The following is a 20,576-nucleotide window of genomic DNA, read 5'->3' as shown; positions in this document are numbered from 1 at the left end:
TAATGGCTCTGCAGTTTGAAACACATTGTTATTTATCGGAAAGTTGTTATTTATCAAAAAGCCCAGATTGATACTCTGGGCTTTTCTGTTTTTGTGCTTAGTGGTCTTGCTAGTTAATGCTCAGCTTTGACAAATTCTGGTTCTGGACAGTGGGAACCAAATTGGTTTGACCAGTCGAATACGGCACCGTTTTTGATATAGCGTTGATAGAGTGCTCGGCCTGTCTTGGCATCGCGGGCCATGACCCAACTGCTGGCGTGGCACAACACCGCAGCATAGGCTTGGCTTTTCGGTGGTAGCAGGTTGGCCGATTTTTTCGCTAATTCTACTGCTTGCCAGCGGTAGTGAAGGAAACGATTATCCGCATCTGGCAACGATTTGGCCGCCCGAGCCGCTTCGGCCGCGCTGATCCAGCTCTTGTGTTTTAGCTCATGGGTATTGAAAGCATCCCCAACATAGGAATAACCCGCACCATAAATGGCATAATCTGGCGTCATTTCGTAGCCGGTAAACATGAGTCCTTTTGTGCGCAGCAACGCGGCAGCTTGGTAATAAGCTTTGGCGCGTGTGATTTTATCCTGCGCTTTATCTTGTGCGGTGTGTAACTGTGCCGCAAATTCCTCCGCTGCCTGGTGGTAGTTTGGCATAGCAAAATAGCTGAGTGCTTCCTGATAACGGCCAACACGCATTAGCCGTCGTGCCAATAACTCGCGCAGTTTAACGTCGCTGGGAAGCCACTGACCGCTATAGTCATCATCGTCTGGATTAACCGGTTTCAGCGGTGTGCTGGGCGGTGGTACATGCTTATCAACAAAACCTTTCAGTTCATCGACGGTCAATACCCGTTCGGCGATATCAGCCACATCTGCCCAATAGGTTTCCTTGCCACGATACATCAGTTCTATGGCTTGCAGATAATCGCCACGGTTTAATGCCAGAATGGCTTGTTCACCGGACACCCGGCAATCTGGAACGATCAGTTCCGTATTAAACTCGTCGATATCGCTGCTCTGTTGCCCCCAGGTTTCATCTGTAGGGAAGGCAGCGGCTGCTTTAGCATAAGCTGCAGTAGCGGCTTTAATATCACCTGCACGCAAGGCCATTTTGGCACGTAACCACCAGGCTAAACCACTATCCCCCGCCTGTTTCAGTAGGCTGGCGGCCATGGCATATTGCCCTGAGCGATAGGCCAGCGCTGCCAGCCGATCGCTACCGGCGAAGCCGTTTTTTACGGAATCATTCAACAACGTCAGAATGGGAATTATCGTCTGTTTTAACGCTGTTGCACCGTCATCTGAGCTCATCATGGACAGGTTACTGCTGCGTGCAAAAAGCTCGATAGTCACTAGTTGCTGCACTAACGGGTCATTAATGGCTTGCTTTAATGCCTCCAGATGTTCCGGCTTAACCAGATAGCTGGAAATGTACTGCAACGAAAGCCCTCCTTGGGGATCGCCCTGGGCGGCTTGCTGGGCATAAAGCTGTACGGCAGGGGCAATTTCCCCCAGCCATAAATGGATACGCGCTTGCTGGCCCAGGCTACTGAGTGCCAGTTGATCCGGATCGGCGCCTCCTGCTTTCACTTTGTCAATGACCTGCTGGAAGGCAGCAGTGGCCTGCGCTAACTGGGCGGCTTTTGGATGGGGAAGCGATGGTGCCGTGGAAGACGATTGGCTTTCAGGCATAGCATAGTCGCTCATGAAAACACGACCCAAAGAGTATTGTGCCCGTAACCCCCATTCCCCTTGCTCGGCAAGCGGCAGCGCCAGAACTAGCTGGAAGTATTCAGGTGCTCGTGGGTCCTGTGCGGCAAAAGCTACCGCCCCCAGGGTATACAGACGTGCAGCATTAGAGAGTCCCTGAGTATTTACGGCATCCACTTGTTCTACGGTGTGGGTTGCCCGCATCTGGGCAATGATTTGCTGTTCTGGTGACAGTGATGCTGGTTTTGGCGCGTTTTCTGGTTCGGGTACCGGCTCTTTCCATAACGGTAATTGTTTGTCTACCGGCACCAGACGGTGGGTTTCGAAAGCGAAGTTCCCCTCCGGCATCACCAGTAGCGTGCTGTTGCGGTCGACCAGTAACCGATTGAGAAAAAACGGGCCGCAAGCTTGGCTGCTAAGGGGGGTTATTAATGCCGCAGCAATCAGTGAGGCCAGCGGCAGCGAACGGAGATGACTTTTTTTATACCTTATCGATGATAAAGGCGTATCAAGGGATGACATCAGTACCTCCTGGCGTGATCTGTTGACAGCGTAACCAGCCCAAGGGGCGTGATTGCCCTGCGCGTAACTGCTCACTGCGAATACGGACAAAGCGCGGTTGTTGCGATGACGTTGCCAACTGATAATTGCCCACCGCATCCGCAGCCAGGCAACCCTCAGCCTGAATGTGCACTTCGCGGGGCAACGGGGCATCTACCGGCCCATTATTCTGGATGTTCAGGTCATATAATCCATTCTGCTGTGGCTGTGGTAAAAATTCTACCTGCCAGTTAACAGTTAATGGTTGCTGAGTGATGACGGCGCGTAATGTCTCCATTGACCAGGCTCTGCGATCACTGGCTAACGGTAAACGAAACCAGATAATACCACGTAAATGCTTAGGAGAGAGCGGGATGAGCTGTTGCAAGAAGTCGGCAATCTGTTGTGGTGCTACGCTGAGTTCTTGTAAGTTGCCAGCCACGTGTTGCGTGGACTCGCTCTCAACCTGTGCACCTTGAGCATCAAACCCTATTAGCCCCATGCCATAAGCGGGTAAGGCCACGCGAAAGGGCTTGCCACTGATGCGGGCATATTGACCCACCCAACCCAGAGCCTGCTGACCATCAAACAGCCCTTGTTCTGGTGAGAGCACCGCATGTAGCTGTAACACAGAGCTGTCGACCTGTTGTAGTACACCAGATAAAGCGGGGGAACTGAGCCAGGTGGGCAGCGCGGTAATGCCCAGTTGTAATGAAGAAGGCAGTTGTTGGCGTAGTTGTTGTAGAAAATGTTGATAGGCAGGCAAGCGTGCAGTGGCCGCATCATGATCGATCTCTACACCAACGACCTGCAATCCTGCGGTTTGCCACTGTTGTAGTAATTGTTGCAACTGCGGGTAAATGGTAGCTTCATCCAGTTGCTGCAGTTGCCCGTCCAGACGTACCACTAGCCATAACGGGCGGCCATCCTGTTTGAGCAAGCTAGTATTAACCGCGATTTTGCGCACCCCCTCTTGGGGATGCACTTGTAAACCCAGTACCCGTAAGCTTGAGAACAGATCATGGCTGTCAATCAGAGCATCGCCATGTTGTGGTGTCCAGACTCGTTGCCAGATATAGACTTGCTGATCCCAGGTGGAAGAGGAGTTAATCGCCGGTTGGCGGCTGGAAAACCAGGCCGTCAGCATCAGGAGTAGCAATATCGCTATTACTAGCCAACGTTTCATTTTTGCCAAAGTTCACCTTGTGCCATAAAGCCGCAGGCACGCATAAAGTTGTCGATTTCGCTACGTTCCCCCGCAGCCAACCCGGAGGTAGAAAGCTGCCAGTGTCGCACCTCAGGCAATTGGCGTTGTGTATCCTGCACCAGGTAGAGCCCAACCCCCCGGCGTCGGGTCACCTCGCGAACCATCAGGTCGTGCAGTTGTGCTCGGTTTCCTTGCACCTCAATTTTTACTGCGGCCAACAGTCGGTCATTAAAGCGGGCGGCGAATAATACCTTGCCATCTTGCTGGTCACACTGCCACTGTGCTGGTTGTTGATGTGGCCAGATTTTACCCAGATCGATCAGGTCTTGCGGAGACAAATGAGTTAAACGCTCAATGGTTAATTTCATGGCAGATTTTTACATTAATCAATGATATTGACAGTGTAATGGATCTTGCTGATAGTGTTGTGTAAGTTTTTTAGTACGATTTCCACGCAGAATGTTTTTCCCAACCCATATTTTCCGAGTAAAAAGTTAGCTCGGTGGTACTTATCCAGCATAATGAACTGTTGGTTGCCCAAACAGTACGGTAATAATTCGAATTTTATTCTGTTTACACCGCTTGTTCCTGTCAGTGGCAGTTGATTTACAGAATAAAATTCCTGTTTAATAGCATGATAAGTAAAGTCTTATTAGAAAAATTTGCCGTGAATTCACCTAACCCATTATTACTTATGGATAAAAGCAGTTTTACTGTTCTAGCCAGGCTCACTCCGGTGGCGGGTAGGCAGCGACTCTGAATAGCAATAATGGCCAGGCACGGCAAACACAACAAGCAAACTCACAACGACACATGGGGATTATGCGGATGAAATTTATCAAGAGTAACGCGCTGCTGGCTGGCTGTATCGCCATGGCCATGGGACATGCTGCCATAGCGAAAGATATCAAGGTTGCCGTGGTGGGCGCGATGTCCGGTCCGGTGGCGCAGTATGGCGATATGGAATTCACTGGGGCGCGTCAGGCTATTGCCGATATTAACGCTAAGGGCGGTATCAAGGGCGATAAGTTGGTGATGGTTGAGTACGACGATGCTTGTGACCCAAAACAAGCGGTCGCGGTGGCCAACAAGGTGATTAATGACGGCATTCAGTATGTCATCGGTCATTTGTGTTCTTCTTCCACCCAGCCTGCTTCTGATATTTACGAAGATGAAGGGGTGATCATGATTACCCCAGCGGCGACCAATGCTGACCTGACCACCCGTGGTTACAAAATGCTGATGCGTACCACCGGGCTGGATTCCGATCAGGGGCCAACAGCGGCTACATACATTCTTAATGACGTTAAACCTAAACGTATCGCAGTGGTGCACGACAAGCAGCAGTATGGCGAAGGTCTGGCGCGTTCAGTGCGTGATAGCTTGAAAGCGCAAGGCACTGACGTGGTCATGTTTGAAGGGGTCACTGCGGGCGACAAAGATTTCTCTACCTTGGTGGCACGTCTGAAGAAAGAGAACGTTGACTTCGTTTACTTCGGTGGCTACTACCCAGAGATGGGGCAGATTCTGCGTCAAGCCAAGCAGGCCGGTTTGACTACCCGTTTTATGGGGCCGGAAGGGGTGGGTAACTCTTCACTGTCCAATATCGCGGGTGCGGCTTCTGAAGGTATGCTGGTAACATTACCAAAACGCTACGATCAGGTACCTGCCAACCAACCGGTAGTGGACGCGTTGAAAGCCAAAAAACTGGATCCGACAGGGCCATTTATCTGGACCACCTACGCGGCACTGCAATCGCTGGTAACAGGCATGGAGCGTAGTGGCAGCCAGGATCCGGCAGAGATTGTCAAAAACCTGAAAACCGGCGCCCCCGTGGAAACCGTAATGGGTCCACTAAGCTGGGATGAAAAAGGCGATCTGAAAGGGTTTGAGTTTGGTGTATTTGAATGGCATGCGGATGGTTCATCCACGCCGTTAAAATAAACCCCTTGTAGGCTAACCGGCGTCATTCAAGTAATAGTAAAAATGGATGACGACGGTGACATTCCCTCGCTGGTTCCCTGAACAAAGAGGGAATGGCGAGGGTTAAACTCAAGCGTATTGCACGCCTGTTGAGTTCGTATTTTTCCCTTGAAGTGGTATATTCCCCGCAAATTCATACAGGGAGTGGGATGATGACGAGTCTATACCCAACTCCCTTTGAGTTGCAGAACAACATGCGGTGTGTTTCCAATCGCACTTGGCGTGGTAAACAGCCAACACCTCCGCAGTTTGGAATATGAAGAGCATATACCCAAGATAATTCGATTTGCTTGTAGGCGGCAAGCGCGTGACTTCCCAGGCGCATCGCTAATGATGTGACAGGGGTGACAGAGCATAGCCAACATCCACGCAATTTGAAGAATGACGGGTCTAAACCGGGATCCCCGGAGCCTGTGCTATCGGCGGGCTGTTAGGCCACTGTTTTATGGCCGTGGCAACACCTTAGAAGGTCAGAGTATGTCAGAGCAGTTTCTCTATTTTTTGCAACAGATGTTCAACGGCCTTACGTTGGGCAGTACCTATGCATTGATTGCCATTGGTTACACCATGGTTTACGGCATTATCGGCATGATCAACTTCGCCCATGGTGAAGTGTATATGATCGGCAGTTATGTCTCATTTATTGTTATTGCCGCCCTGATGATGATGGGGATCGACGTGGGTTGGTTGTTGATCGGTTCGGCATTCTTGGTGTCTATCGTCATCGCCAGCGCCTATGGCTGGAGCATTGAACGGGTAGCCTATAAGCCGGTCCGCAATTCCAAGCGCCTGATCGCGCTGATTTCCGCCATTGGGATGTCGATATTTCTGCAAAACTACGTCAGCCTGACGCAAGGTTCACGTGATCTTGCGTTGCCGAGCCTGGTGACCGGCCAATGGGTCTTGGGGGAAAGCAACGGCTTTGCTGCCACCATCACCACCATGCAGTTGACCATCTGGGTTGTCACCTTTTTGGCGATGCTGGCGCTGACATTGTTTATTCGTTATTCCCGTATGGGCCGCGCCTGCCGAGCCTGTGCGGAAGATCTTAAAATGGCCAGTCTGTTGGGGATCAATACTGATCGGGTGATATCGCTCACTTTCGTTATCGGCGCGGTAATGGCTGCCGTAGCGGGTGTACTGCTCGGGCAGTTCTATGGTGTGATCAACCCCTATATCGGTTTTATGGCGGGGATGAAAGCCTTTACTGCCGCGGTATTGGGGGGGATTGGTAGCATACCTGGTGCGATGATTGGCGGATTAGTCTTGGGCGTGGCAGAAGCACTCACTTCCGCTTACCTGAGTACTGAATACAAAGATGTGGTCTCTTTTGCGCTGTTGATCGTGGTGTTGCTGGTGATGCCAACGGGCATTCTTGGCCGTCCGGAGGTTGAGAAAGTATGAAGCACGGTCTGCTTAACGCCTGCATTGCTACGGTAGTGCTGTTTGTTATGGCGTCATTCCTGATGGGGATGCAATTGAGCTTGGATGGCACCAAACTGGTGGTGCATGGTGCAGCGCAAGTCCGTTGGATGTGGATTGGTATCGGCTGTGCAGTGGTGTTTTTCTTCCAACTGTTACGTCCCTTGATGCAACACGGGCTGAAAAAAATTTCCGGGCCATCCTTTGTTTTGCCCAGTTTTGATGGCACCACCACTCGCCAGAAATTGCTGGCTGCGGTGATCATCATTGCCGCTGTTATCTGGCCGTTTCTGGTTTCACGCGGCACGGTGGATATCGCCACCATGACGTTGATTTACGTGATGCTGGGCCTGGGGCTGAATATTGTGGTTGGCCTTTCCGGTTTGTTGGTACTGGGTTACGCGGGTTTTTACGCCATCGGTGCCTACACCTACGCATTGCTCAATCATTACTATGGTCTGGGTTTTTGGGAAAGCTTGCCACTGGCTGGGTTTGTCACCGCTATTTTTGGTTTCCTGCTGGGCTTCCCGGTATTACGCCTGCGGGGAGACTACTTGGCGATTGTCACCCTGGGCTTTGGTGAAATTGTCCGTATCCTGTTGCTCAATAACACCGAGATCACCGGTGGGCCGAATGGTATCAGCCAGATCCCCAAACCTACCTTCTTTGGTCTGGAGTTTAACCGCAGTGCGCGCGATGGCGGCTGGGATACATTCCATAACTTTTTTGGTCTGCAGTACGAAGCGGGTGACCGTATTGTGTTCCTCTATCTGGTTGCGCTGTTGCTGGTGATATTAACGCTGTTTGTGATTAACCGCCTGTTGCGGATGCCACTCGGCCGCGCTTGGGAGGCACTGCGCGAAGATGAGATCGCTTGTCGTTCGCTGGGGCTCAGTCCTACCAAGATAAAATTGACCGCCTTCACTATCAGTGCGGCCTTTGCCGGCTTTGCCGGTACCCTGTTTGCCGCGCGTCAGGGCTTTATCAGCCCGGAATCCTTTACCTTTGTTGAGTCGGCCTTTGTCTTGGCCATCGTGGTGCTTGGGGGGATGGGTTCACAATTTGCGGTGATCCTGGCGGCAGTGTTATTGGTGGTTTCCCGTGAGCTGATGCGTGACCTGAATGAATACAGCATGTTATTGCTGGGGGCGCTGATGGTATTAATGATGATTTGGCGGCCACAAGGGTTGTTGCCGATGAAACGCCCGCAGTTGAAACTAAACGTGGCGGAAACGGACACCGCGAAGGAGCCGCAGGTATGAGTGCTCAACCTTTATTGTCGGTATCCGGGCTTTCAATGCGTTTCGGTGGTTTGTTGGCGGTAAACAATGTCGGCCTGGAATTGCATCAAGGGGAGATAGTCTCACTGATTGGCCCGAATGGTGCCGGCAAAACCACGGTGTTCAACTGCCTTACCGGGTTTTATCGCCCGACCAGCGGTATCATCAAGTTGCGTGACCATCATTTGGAAGGGCTGGCCGGTCAGACTATTGCTCGCATGGGTGTGGTACGTACTTTCCAGCATGTGCGGCTGTTCCGTGAAATGACGGTGATTGAAAACCTGCTGGTGGCTCAGCATCAGCATTTGAAAACCGGTCTGTTTGCTGGTTTGCTGAAAACCCCAGCATTCCGCCGGGCGGAAGCCGATGCTCTGGAACGTGCTGCAGTGTGGCTGGAGCGCGTAGGTTTGCTGGAGTTGGCTAACCGTTCGGCGGGTAATCTGGCTTATGGTCAACAGCGGCGGTTGGAAATTGCCCGTTGCATGGTGACACGCCCAGAATTACTGATGCTGGATGAGCCTGCTGCAGGTTTAAACCCGAAAGAAACCGACGAACTGGATCACCTGATTGTCGAACTGCGCAATCAGCATCAGGTTTCGGTGCTGTTGATTGAGCATGATATGAAACTGGTGATGGGGATTTCTGATCGTATCTATGTGATGAATCAGGGTACGCCGTTGGCACAAGGCACACCGGACGAAATCCGCAATAACCCGGATGTGATCCGGGCCTATCTGGGCGAATAGTGGGTAAATATTATGTTGTCATTTAATCAGGTATCCGCTCATTACGGTAAAATCCAGGCTCTGCATCAGGTGAGTTTGAACATCCAGCAGGGGGAGATCGTTACACTGATCGGCGCCAACGGGGCGGGTAAAACCACCTTGCTCGGCACCTTATGTGGTGAACCTCGGGCCAGTGCTGGCACAATCACGCTGCTGGACCAGGATATTACCCATTGGCAGACGGCGCGCATTATGCGTGAAGCGGTAGCGATTGTGCCGGAAGGGCGGCGAGTGTTTTCCCGTATGACGGTGGAAGAGAATCTGGCGATGGGCGGTTTTTTTGCCAATAGGGATCAGTATCAGCAGCGCATTGAGCGGGTTTTTAGCCTGTTCCCGCGTTTGCTGGAGCGGCGTAGCCAGCGTTCAGGCACCATGTCTGGCGGTGAGCAACAGATGCTGGCGATTGGCCGTGCGTTAATGAGTCAGCCGAAGTTGTTGCTACTTGATGAGCCGTCTCTCGGGTTGGCGCCGATCATCATTCAGCAGATTTTTGATATTATCCAGCAGCTGCGTGAAGAGGGCATGACCATCTTTCTGGTGGAGCAAAATGCCAATCAGGCGTTAAAATTGGCGGATCGTGGTTATGTGCTGGAAAATGGTCGTGTGGTGTTGGAAGATACGGGTGCCGCATTGTTAGCCAACGAAGCAGTGAGATCGGCCTATCTGGGTGGTTAACTACCCGATATCTTAAATAGATAGTATTTACAGGGCAGGGGCATAGCAATCGCCCCATTTTTAATGATGACGAGAATAAATAATGAATACTGAAGGATTACTCGCACAGCGCATCATAAATGTAAAAAGCTCGGCAATCCGTGAGTTGCTCAAGCACAGTAAAATGGAGCATGTGATCTCGCTGGCGGGTGGCATCCCTTCTGATGCGCTGTTTGACTTCGAAGGCTTGAGCATGGCTACTCAGCAGGCGATCACCGAACAACCGAAAAGCGCTTTCCAGTATGGATTGACGGAAGGGAGTTACCTGCTGCGCGAACGTATTTGTGAGCTATGTGCCGTGCGTGGCGTGCGTGCTCAGCCAGAAGATATATTGGTGACTGCGGGGTCTCAGCAGGCGCTGGATTTGGTGATGCGTGCGCTGATTAACCCCGGAGATGTGTTTGTCGTCGAGCGCCCGACCTATCTGGCCGCGCTGCAAACGCTGGAGTTGGCCGAAGCCCATGTGATGTCTGTCTCTTCAGACAGCGAAGGTATGGTGGTTGATGAGCTGGCTGAACTGCTGAAAACCCAGAAAATCAAAGGGGTTTATGTGGTGCCGAACTTTGGCAACCCCAGTGGGCTGACGCTGAGTACTGCACGCCGTGAGCAATTGGTTAAACTGGCTGCGGAACATAACTTCCTGATTGTTGAAGATGACCCTTACGGTGAGCTACGTTTCACTGATGAGCGCAATGCCACCTTGTATCAGATTTCTCAGCAGGTATTGGGCCATACGGAAAATATTATCTACACCTCTACCTTCTCCAAGATCCTGGCCCCAGGCCTGCGTCTGGGCTGGGCGGTCCTGCCACCCTTCCTGTTGCACAAAGTGGCTATTATCAAGCAAGCGGCCGATTTACATGCCAGCGCCTTGTCGCAGAGCATCGTCGAATGTTATCTGGGGTTGGATCGTCTGCCAGCACAGATTGAAAAGCTCCGTGCCGCCTATAAACACAAAGGCGAGATCCTGGCGGACTTGGTTGAAAAAGAGCTGGGTGATGTGATCAGCTTCGATAGGCCAAAAGGTGGCATGTTCCTGTGGGCGCGCTTCCGTGAGCCGTTCAATGCCACGGAATGGTTAAACACCACGCTGCAACAAGGGGTAGTGTTTGTTCCCGGTGAGTACTTCTTCTGTGACAAGCCGGACCGTTCTACCTTCCGCTTGTCATTTGCCACCGCTACCGAACCACAGATGCAAGAGGCGGTGGCGCGTCTGCGTCGTTCGCTGTAATTTTTCTACGGCGGTCTGGGGCTCCCCTGACCGCCGCATTCCGCTCGTCATTATTTAGTCATTATCCCGTCACGTTGCCTTCACCAAAGCGTTATTTTTCTGTCACCTGAACATGACATGTTATGCCCGGTATCTTTTTTCTTGGGCATTTCCCGCATTTTTCAGGAGTTAGCCATGTTGATTCAAATGATTAAAAAAAACACACTGTGTGTTGCGTTGACCATGGTGGTCAGCACGCAGGCTATGGCAGTGACTGAGATCCCCTTCTGGCATTCCATGGAAGGAGAACTGGGTGAAGTAGTGGACTCGCTGGCGAGTCGTTTTAATCAATCTCACCCTGATGTAAAAATCGTCCCTGTTTACAAGGGTAACTACGAACAAGGTCTGGCGGCAGGGATTGCGGCCTATCGTGCTGGCAAAGCGCCAGCGATTCTGCAGGTTTATGAAGTGGGTACCGCGACCATGATGGCGAGTAAAGCCATCAAGCCGGTCTATCAAGTATTCCAGGAGTCTGGGATTAACTTTGATGAGTCAGTATTTGTACCGGCAGTGGCTGGCTACTACAGTGACAACCAAAGTGGTCGTCTGATATCCCAACCGTTTAATAGCTCCACTCCAGTGATGTATTACAACAAAGAGGCCTTCAAGAAAGCGGGCTTGAACCCTGAGCAGCCACCAAAAACCTGGCAGGAACTGGCTGCGGATACCGCCAAATTGCGTGCAGCTGGTATCAAGTGTGGTTTTACCAGTGGTTGGTCGGGCTGGATCCAGTTAGAGAACTTTAGCGCCTGGCATGGAGTACCATTCGCCACTGAAAATAATGGCTTTGCTGGCACCAACGCCAAGTTGGAGTTCAACCAGCCATTACAGGTCAAGCATATTCAACTTTTGCAGGATATGCAGCAAAAAGGGGATTTCACCTACTTTGGTCGCAAGGGTGAGGCAACCGAGAAGTTCTATAATGGTGATTGCGCAATCATGACCGACTCTTCGGGCTCCATGGCCAGTATCCGTAAATATGCCAAATTTGATTTTGGCGTCGGCATGATGCCTTACCATGCGGGTGTGGAAACTGCACCGCAAAACGCCATTATCGGTGGTGCTAGCCTGTGGGTAATGAAGGGCAAGGACCCTGCGACCTACAAAGGTGTGGCGGAATTTATGCAATTTTTGGCACAGCCGGAAATCGCCGCCGAATGGCACCAGAAAACCGGTTATCTGCCGATCACTACTGCCGCTTATGAGTTGACCAAACAACAAGGTTTCTACGACAAGTTTCCCGGTGCGGATGTCCCCACCCGTCAGATGCTGAACAAATCCCCATTACCGTTTACCAAGGGCTTGCGTCTGGGGAATATGCCACAGATCCGTACCGTGGTAGATGAAGAGCTGGAAAGCGTGTGGGCTGGCAAGAAAACGGCTCAGCAGGCGCTAGATACCGCAGTACAGCGGGGTGACGTACTGTTGCGTCGTTTCGAGGCCTCAACCAAGTAATCACCAACACCATCCAGACGGGCGTTACTTGTGACGCCCGTTCTGCGTCGTTTTTCTTTCTATGAGTCCTTGATGATGAGTTCACACCGTCCCGGTTTCGGTTGCAGTTGGTTGCCTTATGTTCTGGTTTTGCCACAGTTGCTGATCACCCTGGTATTTTTCTTATGGCCAGCGGGTCAGGCGTTGTGGTACTCGGTACAACGTGTTGATCCCTTTGGTCTGTCCAGCCAGTTCGTCGGTTTGGATAATTTTAAGCAACTGCTACAAGACGACTATTATCTGGAATCTTTTTACACCACTTTGGTGTTCAGCTTTCTGGTCGCAGGTATTGGCTTATTGGTGTCGCTATTTTTTGCTGCGCTGGTGGACCATGTATTACGCGGTCGTCGCTTTTATCGCACGCTGATGATCATGCCCTATGCGGTCGCTCCAGCTGTAGCGGCGGTTTTGTGGAGTTTCCTGTTCAGCCCTGGTATGGGTTTGATTACCCACATTCTTGCCAGTTTTGGTTACGACTGGAATCACGCACAAAACAGTGGTCAGGCGATGTTCCTGGTGGTTCTGGCGTCGGTGTGGCAACAGATCAGTTATAACTTCCTGTTTTTCCTCGCCGCGTTGCAAGCGATTCCCCGTTCGTTGATTGAAGCGGCCGCCATCGACGGAGCCGGGCCAGTACGGCGTTTCTTCAACCTGGTATTACCGCTGATTACTCCGGTGAGTTTTTTTCTGCTGGTGGTGAATCTGGTGTATGCCTTCTTCGATACTTTCGCGGTGATTGATGCCACCACTGCCGGTGGACCAGGGCAATCCACCACGACATTGATTTATAAAATTTATCGCGAGGGTTTTGCCGGGTTGGATCTGTCCAGCTCAGCGGCGCAATCGGTGGTGTTAATGGTGCTGGTGATTGGCCTGACGGTGATCCAGTTCCGCTTTGTTGAGCGTAAGGTGCGTTACCAATGATTGAGAACCGACGCGGGCTGGATATCTTCAGCCATATCATGCTGGTGGTGGGGGTATTGGTGGTGTTATTTCCACTGTATGTGGCGATTATCGCCGCTACTTTGGATGATCAGCAGATCTTCCAGACACCGATGCAATTAGTCCCTGGTGATCATCTGTGGGACAACATTCGCCATATTTGGCAAAGTGGGGTGGGCGCCCTAAAAGTGCCATTTTCGATGCTGTTGCTCAATAGTGTCATCATGGCGCTCGCCATCACCAGTGGCAAAATCGTCGTTTCGGTGCTTTCTGCCTATGCCATTGTCTATTTCCGTTTCCCATTACGTAGCTTGTTCTTCTGGTTGATCTTTATCACGCTGATGTTGCCGGTAGAAGTGCGCATTTTCCCCACGGTAGAGGTGATCTCCAACCTTAATCTGCTAGACAGCTATACCGGCCTGACATTGCCGCTTATGGCTTCAGCTACGGCGACCTTTTTATTACGCCAGTTTTTTATGACCTTGCCACATGAACTGCTGGAAGCCGCGAGGATCGATGGGGCTGGGCCGATGCGTTTCTTTTGGGACATTGTGTTGCCATTATCAAAAACCAATCTGGCGGCGCTGTTTGTGATCACCTTTATCTACGGTTGGAATCAATACCTGTGGCCATTGCTGGTCACCAGCGATGCCTCGATGAATACCGCGGTGGCGGGTATTCGTAGCATGATTTCCACATCGGGGGCGCCAACGCAGTGGAACCAGGTGATGGCCGCCATGATATTAACGTTAATCCCGCCATTGGCGGTGGTTCTTCTGATGCAGCGCTGGTTTGTGCGCGGTTTGGTTGATAGCGAGAAGTAAGGAATATCCTTTAGATGGCAGGTTTAAAACTACAAGCAGTCACCAAGTCTTATGACGGCAAAACGCCGGTGATCAAACAGATTGATCTCGACGTGGCGGACGGCGAATTTATTGTGATGGTGGGCCCTTCCGGCTGTGGTAAATCGACGTTATTACGTATGGTCGCCGGGTTGGAACGCACCACCACCGGGGATATTTATATCGACGCCCAACGAGTGACTGAGCTGGAGCCGAAAGATCGCGGTATTGCGATGGTGTTCCAGAACTACGCGCTGTATCCGCATATGAGTGTCTACGACAACATGGCCTACGGCCTGAAAATTCGTGGTTTTGGTAAACAGCAGATCCGCCAGCGGGTGGAAGAGGCTGCACGTATTCTTGAGTTGACCCCCTTGTTGCAACGCAAACCGCGAGAGCTGTCTGGTGGCCAGCGGCAGCGTGTGGCGATGGGGCGTGCGATTGTGCGTGAACCGGCGGTATTTCTGTTTGATGAGCCGTTATCTAACCTGGATGCCAAATTGCGTGTACAGATGCGTCTGGAGTTGCAGCAGTTACATCGCCGTTTGAAAACCACCAGCTTGTACGTTACACACGACCAGGTTGAGGCGATGACACTGGCACAACGTGTCATTGTGATGAACAAAGGGGTTGCGGAACAAATTGGCACACCGAGTGAAGTCTATCAACGCCCGGCTTCGCTGTTCGTGGCCAGTTTTATCGGCTCCCCGGCGATGAACTTATTCCCAGGTACACTCAGTGCCGAGGGTAAGCAGTTACAGTTGGCCGACGGCATGATGCTTGAATTGCCTGAACCACAACCTCAATGGGGGGGACGGGCATTGACGTTGGGTATCCGCCCGGAGCATATTCAACTGAGTTCCCATGAGCATGGTGGTATTCCCCTGGAACTGAAAACGCTAGAACTGTTGGGTGCGGATAACCTGGCGCATGGCGAGTGGGGCGGTGTGGGGGTGATTGTGCGCCTGAGTCATGAAATGTTGCCGCCTGCGGGCAGCACCTTATATTTGCAGTTGCCAGCATCGGCACTGCACTTTTTTGATACTGACAGTGGATTACGAATGAAATGAATAGCATAACCTGGCCTTATCCTCCTATTGCGGCCCATCGCGGCGGCGGTTCTCTGGCGCCAGAAAATACGCTGGCAGCGATTGATGTGGGAGCCCGTTACGGTCACACCATGATTGAATTTGACGCCAAGCTCGCGCTGGATGGGGAGATCTTCCTGCTGCATGACGACACCCTTGACCGCACCAGCAATGGCTGGGGGGTAGCGGGTGAATTACCATGGGAAAAACTGGTGCAGTTGGATGCCGGCAACTGGTATAGCTCGGCCTTTAAAGGGGAGCGCCTACCGTTACTGGCTCAGGTCGCAGCACGTTGTAAACAGCACGGTATGATGGTCAACATTGAAATCAAACCTACTACTGGTTGTGATGAAGAGACCGGTCGCGTTGTGGCATTGGCTGCCAGCCAACTGTGGCAAGGGCAAACGGCTCCGCTGCTCTCTTCATTTTCGGTCGCTGCCTTGGCTGCCGCGCAGCGTAGCGTACCGGAATTACCCCGAGGCCTGCTGCTGGACCAATGGGATGACAACTGGCTTGAACTGACCCAACGCCTGGGTTGCGTGTCATTGCATATTAACCATAACGCACTGACTGCTGAACGGGTTAGCGCGTTCAAAGCCGCCGGGTTGCGTATTCTGGTGTATACCGTCAACAGCCCGGAACGCGCGCGCTTATTGCTGAGCTGGGGGGTAGATTGCATTTGTACCGACCGGATAGATTTAATTGGCCCGAATTTTTAAAGCGCTAAGGTAAGTCACCAGGGAAGGCGACGGCTTTTACTGGTTTACGCCTTAGTTTATCCGCTGTTGCCAGCACTCTCTGTTGCTAGAAGGGTGCTGGTCTAGCATCAATACCGCTTCATATTAAGCGTCTGGTTGGTGGGCATGATGCGGAACGCCGACACGCCGTGAACCCGTCCGTGGGGGCTCGTATCGCGCGTCCATGCGCTCAACGGTCGGCTAACCTGCATCATCCCCGCCTATGTAGGACGATTAGGTGTTGTTGTTAAAAAAATGCCCCACGTTTTTGTCAAATAACTCGAGTTGTTTAGATTCAAATTAAATTTCACGTACCAAGCGGAAGCCCCACATATTTGCACGCATTGGCCAGGAGTAATAGGCCGAGCGATAAGCGATGCGGACATTCTGCGGCATGTAATTCCAGGCACCTCCGCGCAATACTGGGAATTGAGAAACGCCAGTTTTTCTTGGTTCTTCAGTATAGGGCCCGGTCTCATAGGAACTTTCCCAAGCATCAGAAACCCATTCCCTTACATTTCCGGTAATATCATAGATGCCCCAATTATTGGGCTTAAAGTTAGCCACTGTGGCGGTATAAGGTGTTTTATCATCACATTTCGCCATAAGAAACCGGAAACCAGTGGCTTTATCCGTTGATTCATCATAGAAAGTAGCGTAATTACATCCCTCTTCAACTTTATTTCCCCAAAAATAGGGCGTATTGGTCCCCGCGCGAGCTGCATATTCCCATTCCGCTTCACTGGGCAAACGGTAGTGAACGCCAGTCTTGGCTGAGAGCCAAATGGCATAATCTTCAGCATCTGTACGTGTAACACAAGTGACTGGTGACATTGCACTTTGTTCAAAACCGGGATTTTCCCAAGACAAATTAGGCTGATAAATTGCATATTCACGGTTGCTCATGGCCGGATATCCGGGGAAGGCTAAACAGCCCGCAGCCATTTCCCGCTTGGTTTCTTGCACAAATTGTGCAAAATCCTGAACGGTAACCTCTGTTGTCGATATGGCAAAGGCGTTGCCGATCTGTACAGCATGTCGGGGACTTTCCCAATCCGCACGATACTTGTCCACGTTAAGCGCTAGGTGTTCTTCTGGGGTTCCGCCCATTAAATAGTTACCTTTGGGTAAGACCACCATCTGGCTGCAATAAAAGTCTTCGCAATCTCTAAACTTTTGAAAGTCTTTCAACTTTTCTGCTGGCTTGGCACTGTTGGAACGTACAATGTTAATTTTAGAAAGCGGGGTGGGGTTATTATTAAATAACATATCAAACTGCGCTTTCCATAATGACATATCAGCGCGTAAATAACGTGTTTGTAACTGTCCTCCAGGGAAAGTGTTATTGTCAAAGTCACCGCATAATTTCAACATCGCTTCTGCTTGTTTATTGAGTTGTCGGAAGTTTTCGGTTATTTCAGCAGTATTGTTGGTCTCTTTTGATAAAGAGTAGGCTTTATTTGATATTTCAGCAATGTCACTATAGGTTTTTTCACAGTATCCTGCTGGCCATGAACCTTTTTTTTCAGCTTCAGACAGATTTTTAATAATACTATTAGTCAATGCATTGACTTCATTTCCCGTTACTATTGGCGCAGCTTTGGTATAACAACTAAATAGAAGGGTTGGTAATGAGAGATAGGCGAATTTACTCATTGAGTTTGGTAGTTTCATACTTATTACTCCTTTTAAAGCTGATTTTAGTGAAGCGAAGCCATGATGATCCCTAGTGTTGGCTAGTATTATTATGATTTTGTGATTATTATTTTTAGCCTAAAATAAAATTGTTCAATGAGTGATGCCGCCTCGATTTTTGAGGATGACAAAGTAAAAATAGGTTATGAACCATAAAGCTAACGATAATTCATATCTCAAAAGTGCGATAACATCCTGTTTATTGAGACGCTCAGTTGGCTATAGTGTTGTCAAAATGTGAAAAGAAGTTTAAAGCAACTAACAATAAGTGACTAGTGTGTTAATTTGGTAATCATTGTCCTGTTTGTGGAACGATGACGTGCCATGCAAGATTTAAATGACCTCTATTATTTTGTGCAAATTGTCAATCACGGCGGCTTCGCGCCAGCGGGCCGAGCATTGGGAATTCCTAAGTCCAAGCTTAGCCGGCGCCTTGCCATGCTGGAGGATCGGTTACAGGTTCGGTTGATTAAACGCTCGACGCGCCATTTCACCGTATCGGAAATCGGTAAAACCTACTATGACCATTGTCTGGCGATGTTGATCGAGGCAGAGGCGGCACAAGCGTCTATTGAAGAGGTCAGAGCGGAACCTCGTGGCAAGATCCGTATCACCTGTCCAGTAATGATACTGCAAGCCCATATTGGCACTATGCTGGCTGATTTTATGGCTCAACACCCGCTATTGACCGTGGAGTTAGAGGCGACGAGTCGACAAATTGACGTGATCAGTGAGGGGGTGGACCTGACAATTTATGTACAGCCACCACCACTACAGGACAGTAATCTGGTGATGCGCATTTTGAGTGATTGCGGGCAAGCCCTGGTTGCCAGCCCTAAACTAATTGAACAATATGGAATCATCCCCACGGTGCCCAGTGAGCTGAATGGGTTGCCAAGTATCAGTCGTCCTGGGCCACAAGCCAGTTGTTGGACCCTTTATGGCGTCAATAATGAACAGGAAATGGTCTATCACACTCCGCGTTTTATTACTGCGGATATGATGGCACTGAAAGAAGCGGTGTTAGCAGGGGTCGGTGTTGCACAATTGCCATTAATGGCGGTCAATAAACAGCTTGAGGAGGGTTCGTTAATCAATTTGCTACCACAATGGGCACCTGTTCGGGAAATAATCTATGTCGTTTTTTCCTCTAAACGTGGGTTGTTACCCTCTATTCGGTTGTTGATCGATTATCTGGTTCAGCGATTTGCGCAACTGGATGTAGATTTAACCAGTTGAACATGGAGACTTGAACGAAACGCCCGCGCAATCCCGCGCCTTTAGGGGCGAGTCAAGTGGGAGGTAAGTTGTTTTTGGTCAAGGCCTTAGACCGCTGCACGGCCTGTTCGCTCAGCGGGGTGTTTTGCTCCTCGATATACTGCTTTATCACTTCCAACGTTTCGCCTCCGCACGACACCACGCAATCTCTGGTGTGCCCGGTCAGCACTGAGTGGCAGGTCTGATAGGTGAACATCAGTACACGCCGGGCGATTACCGCGCGCCGCGCTTGTCGTCAGCGAAGGGTGTCGAGTGGAAACGACCTGTCCTGCACTACCGTCTTCATCACTAGCGTAGAGCGCAGATGCTGTACGCCTGGCATAGCGGAGAGCTGCTGGTCATAGAGTTTCTGGAACGCGGGCAAATCGCGGGTGACTACATGCATCAGGTAATCAGGATCGCCGAACAGGCGCTGGGCATGGACAATCTGTGGGATCTCTTCCACCGCCTGTTCAAAGGCGCTGACCGTTTTACGGTCGCCCTCACGCAGGGTGGCAAATACCAGGGCGACGAAGTTAAAGCCCATCTTCCCCGGATCCAGATTCGCGCGATAACCGGTGATGACGCCGCTCTCCTCCAGCGCCCGTAGGCGACGGTGGCAGGGGGAGAGGCTTAAGTTCACCCGTTCCGCGAGCTCGGTGATTGACAGCCGACCGTCAGATTGCAGCTCAGCAAGAATTTTTCGATCAATGTTATCCATTTAGAAGATCCTCTCAATGCGGGGCGCTTATAGGCATGATATTGAAAGCTCATTGCGTTGCAATAACGATATTCTTTCTTTGCCGATAAATATCATTGTTGTGAAGGAAGTACGCGTGGAGATGAGTTTTGTTGCAGGGTTCTGGCTGGTTTCGTTTTTGCTCATCATGACGCCGGGAGCGGACTGGGCGTATGCCATCAGCACAGGGATCCAAAGAGGGGGGATTGTGCCAGCAGTGGTCGGGTTGATGTCCGGGCATTTGCTGGCGACGGTGATTGTGGTGACGGGCGTGGGCGTGCTGATTGCTGGTTATCCGCTGGCTCTTTCGGCGATCACCTTGCTGGGTGCCCTGTACCTGTTTTGGCTGGGCGTCGGCATTTTGCGTAATCCGCCCGCGCTAACCGCCGGTGAAATTGCTCCCACCAACCGCCAGCGGCTGGTGATAAAGGGGTTGTGCATCAGCGGCCTGAACCCGAAAGTGTTTCTGCTGTTTCTCGCGCTGCTGCCGCAGTTTACCGACCCGCATGGTAACTGGCCGGTGGCGATGCAGATGTCGGTGCTGGGAGCCATGCATCTTTTCACCTGCACTATTATTTATCTGCTGGTGGGCTACAGCTCCCGCGTGGTGCTTTCCACTCGCCCGCAGGCGGCGCGGATGGTGAACCGGGTTTCTGGCGTGATGATGATATTGATTGCCGGGATGTTGCTACATGGACAAATATCCGATCTGTGAAGTATGAAATCACAAAAAGAGAATATTGTTTTTGCATCTAGGCAGTCAGAGTGTATCGCTTGGTCTCTTATTATTGATCATTATCAATAAATCTGCGTCAAGACCCAGTAGCTCGTTAGAAAGAAATGCTAAGCGTCATGCTAATATAATAAGCCTACATTTT

At 50.9% G+C, this 20,576-nt stretch carries 18 protein-coding genes; 13 read left to right on the top strand and 5 right to left on the bottom strand.

Annotated elements, in window-relative coordinates; all coding sequences use genetic code 11:
• Positions 1 to 113: 113 nt before the first annotated feature.
• The 3 genes from ACX9GV_RS16620 to panM are packed head-to-tail and all read right to left on the bottom strand — an operon-like array spanning position 114 to position 3,818.
• A complete protein-coding gene (locus ACX9GV_RS16620) occupies positions 114 to 2,225 on the bottom strand; it encodes a hypothetical protein (RefSeq protein ID WP_473196251.1) in 2,112 nt (703 codons plus the stop codon).
• Positions 2,212 to 3,429 carry a DUF3142 domain-containing protein gene (locus ACX9GV_RS16615; RefSeq protein WP_473196250.1) on the bottom strand — a complete coding sequence of 406 codons (1,218 nt, stop codon included), beginning with the start codon at positions 3,427 to 3,429 and terminating at the stop codon, positions 2,212 to 2,214. Before ACX9GV_RS16615 ends, ACX9GV_RS16620 begins: the two co-directional genes overlap by 14 nt.
• Positions 3,426 to 3,818 (bottom strand): aspartate 1-decarboxylase autocleavage activator PanM, encoded by a 393-nt coding sequence (gene panM, locus ACX9GV_RS16610; RefSeq protein ID WP_023489692.1) that lies wholly within the window; start codon positions 3,816 to 3,818, stop codon positions 3,426 to 3,428. Before panM ends, ACX9GV_RS16615 begins: the two co-directional genes overlap by 4 nt.
• A gap of 460 nt (positions 3,819 to 4,278) precedes the next feature.
• On the opposite strand from panM, the gene ACX9GV_RS16605 reads away from it, so the two are divergent.
• The 11 genes from ACX9GV_RS16605 to ugpQ all read left to right on the top strand — a co-directional run bounded on the left by ACX9GV_RS16605 (position 4,279) and on the right by ugpQ (position 15,989).
• Complete coding sequence (locus ACX9GV_RS16605; protein ID WP_473196249.1) at positions 4,279 to 5,394, top strand: branched-chain amino acid ABC transporter substrate-binding protein; 1,116 nt, start codon at positions 4,279 to 4,281, stop codon at positions 5,392 to 5,394.
• A 516-nt stretch (positions 5,395 to 5,910) separates the two neighbouring features.
• Positions 5,911 to 6,837 (top strand): high-affinity branched-chain amino acid ABC transporter permease LivH, encoded by a 927-nt coding sequence (gene livH / locus ACX9GV_RS16600; RefSeq protein ID WP_037385041.1) that lies wholly within the window; start codon positions 5,911 to 5,913, stop codon positions 6,835 to 6,837.
• Positions 6,834 to 8,117 carry a high-affinity branched-chain amino acid ABC transporter permease LivM gene (locus ACX9GV_RS16595; RefSeq protein WP_473196248.1) on the top strand — a complete coding sequence of 428 codons (1,284 nt, stop codon included), beginning with the start codon at positions 6,834 to 6,836 and terminating at the stop codon, positions 8,115 to 8,117. Before livH ends, ACX9GV_RS16595 begins: the two co-directional genes overlap by 4 nt.
• Complete coding sequence (livG, locus tag ACX9GV_RS16590) at positions 8,114 to 8,881, top strand: high-affinity branched-chain amino acid ABC transporter ATP-binding protein LivG (RefSeq protein ID WP_023489786.1); 768 nt, start codon at positions 8,114 to 8,116, stop codon at positions 8,879 to 8,881. The genes ACX9GV_RS16595 and livG overlap by 4 nt, the downstream gene beginning before the upstream one ends.
• A 12-nt stretch (positions 8,882 to 8,893) precedes the next feature.
• Positions 8,894 to 9,595 carry a high-affinity branched-chain amino acid ABC transporter ATP-binding protein LivF gene (gene livF, locus ACX9GV_RS16585; RefSeq protein WP_023489785.1) on the top strand — a complete coding sequence of 234 codons (702 nt, stop codon included), beginning with the start codon at positions 8,894 to 8,896 and terminating at the stop codon, positions 9,593 to 9,595.
• 82 nt (positions 9,596 to 9,677) lie between these two features.
• Positions 9,678 to 10,865, top strand: coding sequence for an aminotransferase-like domain-containing protein (locus tag ACX9GV_RS16580; RefSeq protein ID WP_473196247.1), 1,188 nt, complete (start codon positions 9,678 to 9,680; stop codon positions 10,863 to 10,865).
• 174 nt (positions 10,866 to 11,039) lie between these two features.
• Entirely contained in the window at positions 11,040 to 12,359 is a 1,320-nt protein-coding gene (gene ugpB / locus ACX9GV_RS16575; RefSeq protein ID WP_473196246.1) for a sn-glycerol-3-phosphate ABC transporter substrate-binding protein UgpB, read from the top strand.
• A gap of 75 nt (positions 12,360 to 12,434) precedes the next feature.
• Positions 12,435 to 13,322 (top strand): sn-glycerol-3-phosphate ABC transporter permease UgpA, encoded by an 888-nt coding sequence (gene ugpA / locus ACX9GV_RS16570; protein ID WP_473198055.1) that lies wholly within the window; start codon positions 12,435 to 12,437, stop codon positions 13,320 to 13,322.
• Positions 13,319 to 14,164 carry a sn-glycerol-3-phosphate ABC transporter permease UgpE gene (ugpE, locus tag ACX9GV_RS16565; protein WP_473196245.1) on the top strand — a complete coding sequence of 282 codons (846 nt, stop codon included), beginning with the start codon at positions 13,319 to 13,321 and terminating at the stop codon, positions 14,162 to 14,164. Before ugpA ends, ugpE begins: the two co-directional genes overlap by 4 nt.
• A gap of 14 nt (positions 14,165 to 14,178) precedes the next feature.
• Positions 14,179 to 15,252, top strand: a complete 1,074-nt coding sequence (locus ACX9GV_RS16560; protein ID WP_473196244.1) for a sn-glycerol-3-phosphate import ATP-binding protein UgpC — start codon at positions 14,179 to 14,181, stop codon at positions 15,250 to 15,252.
• Positions 15,249 to 15,989, top strand: a complete 741-nt coding sequence (gene ugpQ / locus ACX9GV_RS16555; protein WP_473196243.1) for a glycerophosphodiester phosphodiesterase — start codon at positions 15,249 to 15,251, stop codon at positions 15,987 to 15,989. Before ACX9GV_RS16560 ends, ugpQ begins: the two co-directional genes overlap by 4 nt.
• Positions 15,990 to 16,307: 318 nt before the next feature.
• On the opposite strand, the gene ACX9GV_RS16550 is transcribed toward ugpQ, so the two are convergent.
• Complete coding sequence (locus tag ACX9GV_RS16550) at positions 16,308 to 17,681, bottom strand: formylglycine-generating enzyme family protein (protein WP_473196242.1); 1,374 nt, start codon at positions 17,679 to 17,681, stop codon at positions 16,308 to 16,310.
• Positions 17,682 to 18,026: 345 nt separating this feature from the next.
• On the opposite strand from ACX9GV_RS16550, the gene ACX9GV_RS16545 reads away from it, so the two are divergent.
• Positions 18,027 to 18,941, top strand: a complete 915-nt coding sequence (locus ACX9GV_RS16545) for a LysR family transcriptional regulator (RefSeq protein WP_473196241.1) — start codon at positions 18,027 to 18,029, stop codon at positions 18,939 to 18,941.
• A gap of 274 nt (positions 18,942 to 19,215) precedes the next feature.
• Here the strand turns inward: ACX9GV_RS16545 and ACX9GV_RS16540 are convergent, their stop codons facing one another.
• Entirely contained in the window at positions 19,216 to 19,680 is a 465-nt protein-coding gene (locus ACX9GV_RS16540) for an Lrp/AsnC family transcriptional regulator (RefSeq protein ID WP_116728753.1), read from the bottom strand.
• A 115-nt stretch (positions 19,681 to 19,795) separates the two neighbouring features.
• Between ACX9GV_RS16540 and ACX9GV_RS16535 the strand changes: the two genes are divergently transcribed.
• Complete coding sequence (locus ACX9GV_RS16535) at positions 19,796 to 20,413, top strand: LysE family translocator (RefSeq protein ID WP_473198054.1); 618 nt, start codon at positions 19,796 to 19,798, stop codon at positions 20,411 to 20,413.
• Positions 20,414 to 20,576: the final 163 nt, after the last annotated feature.

It is taken from the genome of Serratia sp. 25CWL12, assembly GCF_055790885.1.
This window is presented reverse-complemented; position numbering and strand designations above follow the sequence as displayed.

Coding starts and splice junctions, on each gene's coding strand:
- ACX9GV_RS16620 (WP_473196251.1), bottom strand. CDS start 2,225: ATGTCATCCCTTGATACGCCTTTATCATCGATAAGGTATAAAAAAAGT.
- ACX9GV_RS16615 (WP_473196250.1), bottom strand. CDS start 3,429: ATGAAACGTTGGCTAGTAATAGCGATATTGCTACTCCTGATGCTGACG.
- panM (WP_023489692.1), bottom strand. CDS start 3,818: ATGAAATTAACCATTGAGCGTTTAACTCATTTGTCTCCGCAAGACCTG.
- ACX9GV_RS16605 (WP_473196249.1), top strand. CDS start 4,279: ATGAAATTTATCAAGAGTAACGCGCTGCTGGCTGGCTGTATCGCCATG.
- livH (WP_037385041.1), top strand. CDS start 5,911: ATGTCAGAGCAGTTTCTCTATTTTTTGCAACAGATGTTCAACGGCCTT.
- ACX9GV_RS16595 (WP_473196248.1), top strand. CDS start 6,834: ATGAAGCACGGTCTGCTTAACGCCTGCATTGCTACGGTAGTGCTGTTT.
- livG (WP_023489786.1), top strand. CDS start 8,114: ATGAGTGCTCAACCTTTATTGTCGGTATCCGGGCTTTCAATGCGTTTC.
- livF (WP_023489785.1), top strand. CDS start 8,894: ATGTTGTCATTTAATCAGGTATCCGCTCATTACGGTAAAATCCAGGCT.
- ACX9GV_RS16580 (WP_473196247.1), top strand. CDS start 9,678: ATGAATACTGAAGGATTACTCGCACAGCGCATCATAAATGTAAAAAGC.
- ugpB (WP_473196246.1), top strand. CDS start 11,040: ATGTTGATTCAAATGATTAAAAAAAACACACTGTGTGTTGCGTTGACC.
- ugpA (WP_473198055.1), top strand. CDS start 12,435: ATGAGTTCACACCGTCCCGGTTTCGGTTGCAGTTGGTTGCCTTATGTT.
- ugpE (WP_473196245.1), top strand. CDS start 13,319: ATGATTGAGAACCGACGCGGGCTGGATATCTTCAGCCATATCATGCTG.
- ACX9GV_RS16560 (WP_473196244.1), top strand. CDS start 14,179: ATGGCAGGTTTAAAACTACAAGCAGTCACCAAGTCTTATGACGGCAAA.
- ugpQ (WP_473196243.1), top strand. CDS start 15,249: ATGAATAGCATAACCTGGCCTTATCCTCCTATTGCGGCCCATCGCGGC.
- ACX9GV_RS16550 (WP_473196242.1), bottom strand. CDS start 17,681: ATGAAACTACCAAACTCAATGAGTAAATTCGCCTATCTCTCATTACCA.
- ACX9GV_RS16545 (WP_473196241.1), top strand. CDS start 18,027: ATGCAAGATTTAAATGACCTCTATTATTTTGTGCAAATTGTCAATCAC.
- ACX9GV_RS16540 (WP_116728753.1), bottom strand. CDS start 19,680: ATGGATAACATTGATCGAAAAATTCTTGCTGAGCTGCAATCTGACGGT.